This window comes from Amycolatopsis sp. NPDC045836 (assembly GCF_056431745.1).
In genome coordinates this window covers 1-5,657 of the sequence record NZ_JBWKKF010000054.1, presented here as the reverse complement: position 1 = coordinate 5,657, position 5,657 = coordinate 1, and the positions used below count along the sequence as shown (strand labels likewise).

At 71.4% G+C, this 5,657-nt stretch carries 5 protein-coding genes and 1 rRNA gene; 2 read left to right on the top strand and 4 right to left on the bottom strand.

Features of this window, described 5'->3' with window-relative positions; all coding sequences use genetic code 11:
* Positions 1–91 (top strand): 5S ribosomal RNA (gene rrf, locus AC07EG_RS40225); the annotation flags it as partial.
* Positions 92–163: 72 nt separating this feature from the next.
* Here rrf and AC07EG_RS40220 read toward each other — a convergent pair.
* The 4 genes from AC07EG_RS40220 to AC07EG_RS40205 all read right to left on the bottom strand — a co-directional run bounded on the left by AC07EG_RS40220 (position 164) and on the right by AC07EG_RS40205 (position 5,125).
* Positions 164–1,933, bottom strand: coding sequence for a serine/threonine-protein kinase (locus AC07EG_RS40220; protein WP_478258532.1), 1,770 nt, complete (start codon positions 1,931–1,933; stop codon positions 164–166).
* Positions 1,934–2,094: 161 nt separating this feature from the next.
* Positions 2,095–3,024, bottom strand: coding sequence for an asparaginase (locus AC07EG_RS40215; protein ID WP_478258531.1), 930 nt, complete (start codon positions 3,022–3,024; stop codon positions 2,095–2,097).
* Complete coding sequence (locus AC07EG_RS40210; RefSeq protein ID WP_478258530.1) at positions 3,021–4,460, bottom strand: amino acid permease; 1,440 nt, start codon at positions 4,458–4,460, stop codon at positions 3,021–3,023. Before AC07EG_RS40210 ends, AC07EG_RS40215 begins: the two co-directional genes overlap by 4 nt.
* Positions 4,457–5,125, bottom strand: coding sequence for a FadR/GntR family transcriptional regulator (locus AC07EG_RS40205; protein ID WP_478258534.1), 669 nt, complete (start codon positions 5,123–5,125; stop codon positions 4,457–4,459). Before AC07EG_RS40205 ends, AC07EG_RS40210 begins: the two co-directional genes overlap by 4 nt.
* A 429-nt stretch (positions 5,126–5,554) precedes the next feature.
* On the opposite strand from AC07EG_RS40205, the gene AC07EG_RS40200 reads away from it, so the two are divergent.
* The coding region (locus AC07EG_RS40200) for a PHP domain-containing protein (protein WP_478258533.1) at positions 5,555–5,657 on the top strand (103 nt) is incomplete at its 3' end.

Here is a 5,657-nt window from a genome sequence, read left to right as displayed (position 1 = left end):
GCCCGGTCCCATTCCGAACCCGGAAGCTAAGCCTGCCAGCGCCGATGGTACTGCACTCGAAGGGGTGTGGGAGAGTAGGACGCCGCCGAACTCAATTTGCAGTACAGGAGCGGGGCTTCGGACCAGTGATGGTCCGGAGCCCCGCTCTTTTGCGTGCCCGGGGTTATTTCGCCTTGGGGCCCTTCTGGCTCTGATTCTGATTCTGGTTCTTGCCCTTCGCCTTGCCGTTGTCGTTGCCGCGGCCGTTGTTGGTGCCCTTGTTCGACGGGGTGTCCTCGACCTCGATGACCCGGCCCTGCGGCTGGGCGTTGGTCGGGACGCCCGCCGGCTGGGCCGGGGGCACGGTGGCGCTGTCGACGACGGCCGGTGGGATCGCCTGGGGGCCCGGGGCCGGGGGCGCGGGAACGCTGTGCGGGGCCTCGGTGGCCGGAAGGTGCGAACCACCGGAGTTGGCCGCGACGAAGATGCCCGCAATCGCCGCGGCGGTGACCGGAACACCCACGGACAGCAACAGGTGCTGGCGTCTTCTGCGCCTCCCGCCCGATGCAGACGCCAAGGGCCTGGTCGGCGGCGGCTTCACCGGTTCGAGCAAGCTCGTCGCTGCGGTGAGGTGGCCGACCGAGCTGGTGATCCTGGTGGGCCCGTCCGCCACCCCGGACCCCACCGCGGCGGCCCCCTCCCCACCGGACAACACGACGGTCACCCGATCGGCGGGGGCGGCATCCACTGGCCCGCTGACCAGATTGGTGTTCCCTGGGCCGACGGCTACCCGATCAGCAGACGGGGCAGCTTCCACGGGAACGGCGGATGCTGACCCAGCGGACAAAGCGGTACCCGCTTGACCGGCGGGCACCGCGGCCCCCACCGGACCGGCGGACAAGTCGGCACCTGCCGGACCAGCGAGCTGGGTGGCGATCAGCGGTCCGCCGGGGAGCGTGGCGGCCACCGGGCCAACGGGCGAGCCAGCGGCCAAGGGGTCGACGGGCAGAGCAATGGCCGGGGGACCAGCGGGCCGGGCAGTGGTCACCGACCCCCCGGGGAGAACCGCGGGGACCGGGCCGCGGGCGGGATTGGCGGCCATTGGGCCATCCGGCCGGGCGGCGGACAGGGTGGCCGCCACCTGGGCCGCTGTCGGGCGGGTGTGGGGCTCCTCGTCGGTCATCCGCCTCAGCAGGGTGGCCAGGGCGGGCGGTACGGAGGAGGGGACCTCCGGCGCGCGCGTCAGCCTGGCCAGTGCGGACTCGACCATGGCGCCCGGGTATTCGCGGTAGCCGGTGAGGCATTCGAGCAGGATCAGGCCCAGGGCGTAGACGTCCGCCGGTGGGCCCACCTCCTTGCCCCGGACCTGTTCCGGCGCCATGTAAGCGGCGGTGCCGACGACCGCGCCGCTGGAGGTCAGGTCGATGGTGCCCAGGCGGTGCGCCAGGCCGAAGTCGGTGAGCAGGGGGCGGGTGCCCGCCAGCATGATGTTCGCCGGTTTGAGGTCGCGGTGGGTGATGCCGCGGGAGTGCACGTACGCCAGCGCTTCGGCGATCCCCGCGCCCAGTTCGGCGGTCTCGCCGGCGGACAGCGGCCCGTACAGGATGCGGCCCGCCACGGTGGGGCCCTCGACCAGCTGCATCACCAGGTACGCGCGGTCCAGGTCGAAGCCCGAGTCGCGGAATTCGACCAGGCCGGGGTGACGCAGCTCGGACAGCACGCGGAACTCGCGCTCCCGGCGCAGGAAGTCCTTGCCCGCGATCCCGGCGTGGAACAGCTTGACCGCGACGTCGTGCCCCGCTTCGAGGTCCAGCGCCCGGTACACCACCGCGCTGGTACCGGCCCCGGTCTTGGCCAGCAACTGGTACCGCCCCGCCACCAGCGCCGGGGTCACCGGCTCCTCGGCCAACGCGGGCAGGTCGAACCGCGGCATCGTCTCGTCCGCCGAACTCACCGCCGGAACTCCTCCGCTGTCGAACTCGACAAGTCGTCGGGAGTACCCGGCGGGGTGGTCACCCAAACGTCGAATCGAGTCAGGCTTTCTCCGCACCGGTCGGCGCGGAGAGTCACCAACGATTCCACATCAGGGCCGAACGGGTGGCGGCTTCCCCCCGATCAGCAGACCGGGGCGAGCGCCAGGTCGCCGGTGACCCGCAGCGCCGGATCGGCGTCCAGGCCGGTCTCCACCCCGAGCACGCCGAGCGCGGCCAGGGTGACCGGCAGCCGGGCGCGGTCGCCGCCGTCGGCGATCTTGATGCCCAGCGCCGAACCGTCCGGCAGCGCGGCCACCTGCACGCCCTCGAACCCGTCCTTCGCGATCAGGCCCGGTACCGCGCGCATCAGCTTGGTCACGTCCCGCCGGGTACCGGCCAGCATTTCCGGGTGCCGCCGGATGGCGTGCGCCACGGTGCCCTCGGCGGTGTCCGGATCGGCCGCCGCGATCCGCCCGATCGCCCTGGTCAGGCCGAGCAGCGAGAGGGCGAACAACGGGGCACCGCAGCCGTCGGTGGCCACCTTGGCGATCGGCTCGCCCGCCAGCTCGGTGACCACGGTGGCGATCTCGCGCTGCAGCGGGTGGTCCGGACGCAGGTAGTCCCGGGTGGACCAGCCGTGCTCGCGGCTGACCGCCAGCATCGCGGCGTGCTTGCCCGAGCAGTTGTGCGAGAGCTTGCTGGCCGGGCGCCCGGTGGCCAGCCAGGCGTCCCGGACCACCGGGTCGTACGGGAAGTCCACCGGGTTGCGCAGGTCGGCGCCGGTGCACCCGGCGTCGCCGAGGATGCGGCGGACCCCGGCGAGGTGGAAGTCCTCACCGGAGTGGCTGGCCGCGACCAGGGCGCGGAGGTCGTCCGGCAGGTCGAGGCCGAGCCGGGTCATCGCCGCGGCCTGCAGCGGTTTCGCCGCCGACCGCGGGTAGCCCGGCGACGTCACGTCGCCGGTGGCGAAGCGGACCTCGCCGTCCGGGCCGAGCACCACGACGGAACCGAAGTGCACGCTCTCGACCAGGCCGTCACGCAGGACGTGGAGCAGGGGAACGTGGCCGGTCACAGCCCGCCCTCGTTCAGCGCCCGGTTGGTGTCGACCCGCTTGCGCACCACGAACCAGCCGATCACCAGCGCCAGCAGGATCGCGGGCAGCGACAGCAGGGTCAGCCTGCCCAGTTCGTCGAACCACATCAGCACCAGCACGCCGGCCAGGAAGACCAGGGTGACGACCTCGGTGACCGGGGAGCCGGGCAGCCGGAACGACGGCCGCTGCGCCAGGCCCGCCTTCGCCTTCCGCCAGAACAGCAGGTGGGACAGCATGATGATGCCCCAGGTGGACAGGATGCCGATGGCGGCGAAGTTCAGCACGATCTCGAACGCGTCCGCGGGCACCACGTAGTTCAGCCCGACGCCGAGCACGCAGACCGCCGCGGTGAGCAGGATGCCGCCGTAGGGCACGTGGTTGCGGTTCATCACGCCGGTGAACTTCGGCGCCGACCCGGCCACCGCCATCGAGCGCAGGATGCGGCCGGTGGAGTACAGCCCGGAGTTCAGGCTGGACATCGCCGCGGTCAGCACCACCAGGTTCATCACGTCACCCGCGGCCGGGATGCCGAGGTTCGACAGCACGGTGACGAACGGGCTCTCGCCCTTGCTGTAGGAGCTCCACGGCATCAGCATGGCCAGCAGCACCACCGAGCCGACGTAGAAGACGCCGATCCGCCACATGATCGAGTTGATCGCCTTCGGCATGATCTTCGCCGGTTCGGCGGTCTCACCGGCGGTGACGCCGACCAGCTCCACCGAGGCGTAGGCGAAGACGATGCCCTGGATCACCAGCACCAGCGGGAGCAGGCCGTTGGGCAGGAAACCGCCTTCGCTGCTCAGCAGGCCGACGCTGGGCGTGGTGCCGTTGATCGGGTCGCCGGTGACCAGCAGGAAGATGCCGATCGCCATGAAGATGACCAGCGCGGCCACCTTGATGATGGCGAACCAGAACTCCAGCTCGCCGAACAGCTTGACCGACACCAGGTTCAGCACCAGCACGACGGCCAGCGCGACCAGCGCCAGCACCCACTGCGGGACCGGCGTGAAGAAGCTCCAGAAGTGCGCGTACAGCGCGATCGCGGTGATGTCCGCGATGCCGGTGGTGGCCCAGTTGAGGAAGTACATCCACCCGGCGACGTAGGCACCCTTCTCACCCATGAACTCGCGGGCGTAGGAGACGAAGGCGCCGGAGGACGGGCGGTGCAGGATCAGCTCGCCGAGCGCCCGCACCACGAAGAAGGCGAACAGGCCGCAGATGCCGTAGGCGACGGCCAGCGCCGGGCCCGCCGAGGCGAGCCTGCCACCGGCGCCGAGGAACAGGCCGGTGCCGATCGCGCCGCCGATGGCGATCATGCTGATGTGCCGGGGCTTGAGCGCCTTGCTGTAACCGGAGTCCCCGGCGTCGGCCGGCTCGGCCGACGGCGCGGTGGACTGCAGGGTCTTCTCCGTCACGGGTGCTCCGGGGGTCGGTGCGCGTCCTTGCGCACGATGGTTTCGAGGGTTCGCTCGACGTTGTCCAGGTGCCGGGTCATCGCCTCGACGGCGGCCGCCTCGGCGCCGTCGGCGATGGCCCGCACGATCTCAGCGTGCTCGGCGTTGGACTCGGCCTGGCGGTCGCCGAGCTGGTTGAGGAAGCTCGACTGGCGGGAGAGCGCGTCGCGGATCTCCTCGATGACCTTGCCGAACGCCGGATTGCCCGACGCCCGGGCGATGGTGACGTGGAACAGGCTGTCCAGCGCCACCCAGCCGGTGTTGCCGGTCTCGCCGGTCATCTCGCCGAGCAGGCGTTCGAGCAGGTCGAGGTCGTCCTGGCCGCGGCGCAGGGCCGCGTAACCCGCCACCGGGATCTCCACGTGCCTGCGGACCTCGAACAGGTCGCGGGCCGAGTAGTCGCCGAACACCGGGTTCTCCACCGGGCCCGCGGCCGCGACGAAGGTGCCCCTGCCGGGGCGGGAAACGGTGAGCCCGAGCGCCTGCAGCGCACGCAGTGCCTCCCGGACGACCGAGCGGCTCACCTGGAACTCCGCCGACAGCGCGGCTTCCGAGGGCAGTCTGGCGCCGACGGCGTACCCTCCGCCCTCGATGGCGGACCGGAGGCCGGCGAGCACCGCCTCCATCGCGGTCATCCGCTGGGCGGTATGTCCGACTGTCCGGCTGTCTGACAGGTTCACGAGGGCTGATGGTGCGGTCGTGTGCTCGGCGTTGTCAAGCGGGCGGATTCGCGGTGGCAGACCGGCCGGTATGGCCCGGTGGCCACGGTTTTCCGCGTTGAGCTGCGCTGGACCGCGGCCGGGGTGGTTCCTGGCCCGGCGGGTGGGTGAGCTGGCTCACTGGTGATCTCCACAGGCCGGTCAAGTGGATCTTGACCACCGCTCGGGTGGGGGGCGCGGCACGCGGGCCGGAGATCCCCGGATCCGCCGCCGCGGGGAGCAGAATGGGGGCCCGCCGGAGTGGCCACCCGCCGTTGGCGCCGGACCCCCGGAGACATAGGGTGGACCACCCGGGTGACGGTCGCGGCCGGTTGTGGTCAGGGGAGGTTTTCGCTGGTGTCCAAGGACTCTTTCGTCCATCTGCATGTGCACACCGAGTACTCGATGCTGGACGGGGCGGCGAAGATTTCGCCGTTGTTCGCGGAGGCGGCGCGGTTGG

Coding starts and splice junctions, on each gene's coding strand:
- AC07EG_RS40205 (WP_478258534.1), bottom strand. CDS start 5,125: ATGGAGGCGGTGCTCGCCGGCCTCCGGTCCGCCATCGAGGGCGGAGGG.